The following is a 2,383-nucleotide window of genomic DNA, read 5'->3' on the forward strand; positions in this document are numbered from 1 at the left end:
GACGTCCGGCTTCCGGATTGTGAAAAACAGCGCTCCCCGCCTTGCGGGGAAAAACTCATCGCTAGCGCGATGAGTACTTCAGCAGCCTGTTAGGCTTCGATTTCCTTGATCGACCTCAAGGGCGAGCGTCTTTCGGCACCGATACTGAAGAGAAGCAAGGCTTTGCCTGCGCCGTTGCGCGCAAGGAGGCTTCTATGTCGGGCAAGCTGGCAACGACAAGCAATGATGAGCGCGTTCAAGCGACGGAGCGGCGGCTATCGAGGTCAAGACTGGTTACGGTCGGATTTCTGCTTGTCATTGGCTACTTTCTCTGGACAGAGCACCGGGCCCATGTCATCCAGGCCCTGCCTTACCTGCTCCTGGCCGCCTGTCCGTTGATGCATCTTTTCATGCACCAGGGGCACGGGCATGGTCATCACCGACAGGGGCGAGCGCGGGACGGTCATGACATCGATGGAGGACGGCGATGACCGAGCATCCGCAATACGGCTATGGGCTGTGGTCGCTGGTGATCATCAATTCGGCGGTATTCATCGTCTTCGCCTTCAGCTTCGCCAAGCCCAAGACATCTCGTGACTGGCGGTCCTTTGGCGCGTTCTCGGCGTTCATTGTTGCTCTCTTCACCGAGATGTACGGGATCCCCTTGACGATCTACCTCATGCTGCCGTGGCTCTCGGCGAGATTCCCTGGCATCGATTTCCTGTCGCACGACGCGGGCCATCTGCCTGAGATGCTGTTCGGCTGGCAAGGCAATCCGCACCTGGGGCCATTCCATATCGCCAGCAATATCCTTATCTTCGGCGGCTTCCTGATGTTGTCATCCGCCTGGCGTGTTCTATACAATGCGCAGCAGGAAGGCCGTCTGGCGACGACGGGCCTCTACGCGCACATCAGGCATCCGCAGTATGTTGCGTTCATTCTCGTCATGGCCGGCTTCCTCCTGCAATGGCCGACGATTCTTATCTTGTTGATGTTCCCGGTTCTCGCCTGGATGTATGTTCGCTTGGCCAGAGCGGAGGAGCAAGATGTGCTGGAAGCATTCGGCCAGCAGTATGAAGCGTACCGCAGGCGAACGCCTGGGTTCGTTCCACGGATTCGATTCAGCCAGTTGTTTCGCGCCAAGCCTCACTGAAGCGGCTGAACCAAGGAGGTAGTCATGAAACCCATCAAGACTGGCATCGTGCTTTCCCTCACGGTTGTGTTGTTCTATATCTTGTGTACTCTGGTTTGGGTAGCACTCCCGGAGCCGTTCATGAACTTCATGAACTCACTTTTTCACGGGCTCGATTTCAGGCGGCTCCAGACCGGTCAGTCGTTCTCCTGGTGGGATACCGCGTATCCGGCCATTGTGTTCGCGATCTGGTTTTTCGCCGTTGGTGTCTTCTTCGCCTGGCTTGGCAACAAAGTGGGAAATGAGGATTGAAGCCATGGGCATATGCACGCACCGGCGCGTCGGCACCGTTAGGGTGTTGGCCTTGCTGGAGCCACTACCGCTGCAACCATGGGCCATGCGCGTAGAGAAGCAGCGTCCACGTGTCAGAGTCGTCGCGTTGACAACGACTCAATGTACGCAGAGCCTGGCGCGAGCACGATCATCCGCGAGTCATCTTCGATTGCCCGGTGGTTCTGAGCGCGATTGCCGCGCCCTTGAACTCGTCCAGACGCGCGTCGCAGCGCATTGCCATTACCCATAATACTTGCGGCCGATCAAATGGAGGCCGGTCTGGCGTCCTACAGTAGCTTGCACCAGGAACTCTCCCAGCTAACGCCCCCCAGGAGTGTCGCAATGACGCCTGTAGCCGACCATGGCTTTGACGTTTACTCGCCTAAACAAGTCGCGAGCAGGGTCAACGAATTCTGCATTGCCAAGGCTCACATGCCGCTGCTCACGCTGGCAATGCTAGGCATGCTCGCGGGGGCGTTCATCGGGCTGGGCGCGCTGATGTTTGCTCTGGTGAGCAGCGATGCATCGCTCGGCTTCGCAGCGAGTCGCCTGCTAGGGGGGCTTGGATTTTCGCTTGGCCTGATTTTGGTGACGGTGGCCGGTGCTGAACTGTTTACCGGCAATAACCTGCTGGCCATGGCCTGGGCCAGCGGCTGCGTAAGCACTCGCGACGTGCTGCGCAACTGGGTGGTCGTGTGCATGGCCAATTTCATTGGCGCACTCGGGCTGGCGCTGCTGGTCTGGCTTTCGGGCCACGCCACGATGAATGGGGGTGCCGTAGCAACCACAGTCGTCGCCATCGCCACCGCCAAGGCCGGACTTTCGGCAACCGACGCCTTTTTTTGGGTTCATCGAGGAATTCCGGGGAAGGCTGCGCGGATTTTGAGGAAGAAGTATTCCTCGTCGCGATAGCCGTACGCGCGGCGCTTGATGACCTTG

The 2,383-nt window shown here is 58.5% G+C and carries 3 protein-coding genes and 1 pseudogene; all 4 read left to right on the forward strand.

Annotated features, from left to right (window positions below):
• The first annotated feature begins 194 nt into the window (after positions 1-194).
• A complete protein-coding gene (locus A3AG_RS32360; RefSeq protein WP_012354637.1) occupies positions 195-470 on the forward strand; it encodes a DUF2933 domain-containing protein in 276 nt (91 codons plus the stop codon).
• Positions 467-1,132, forward strand: a complete 666-nt coding sequence (locus A3AG_RS0100165; RefSeq protein ID WP_012354638.1) for a methyltransferase family protein — start codon at positions 467-469, stop codon at positions 1,130-1,132. Before A3AG_RS32360 ends, A3AG_RS0100165 begins: the two co-directional genes overlap by 4 nt.
• A gap of 24 nt (positions 1,133-1,156) precedes the next feature.
• Positions 1,157-1,423 carry a DUF5676 family membrane protein gene (locus tag A3AG_RS0100170; protein ID WP_012354639.1) on the forward strand — a complete coding sequence of 89 codons (267 nt, stop codon included), beginning with the start codon at positions 1,157-1,159 and terminating at the stop codon, positions 1,421-1,423.
• A gap of 453 nt (positions 1,424-1,876) precedes the next feature.
• A pseudogene (locus tag A3AG_RS34385) lies at positions 1,877-2,227 on the forward strand (formate/nitrite transporter family protein); the annotation flags it as partial.
• Between the last annotated feature and the right edge of the window lie 156 nt (positions 2,228-2,383).

It is taken from the genome of Cupriavidus neocaledonicus (assembly GCF_000372525.1).
Classification (GTDB): Bacteria; Pseudomonadota; Gammaproteobacteria; order Burkholderiales; family Burkholderiaceae; genus Cupriavidus; species Cupriavidus neocaledonicus.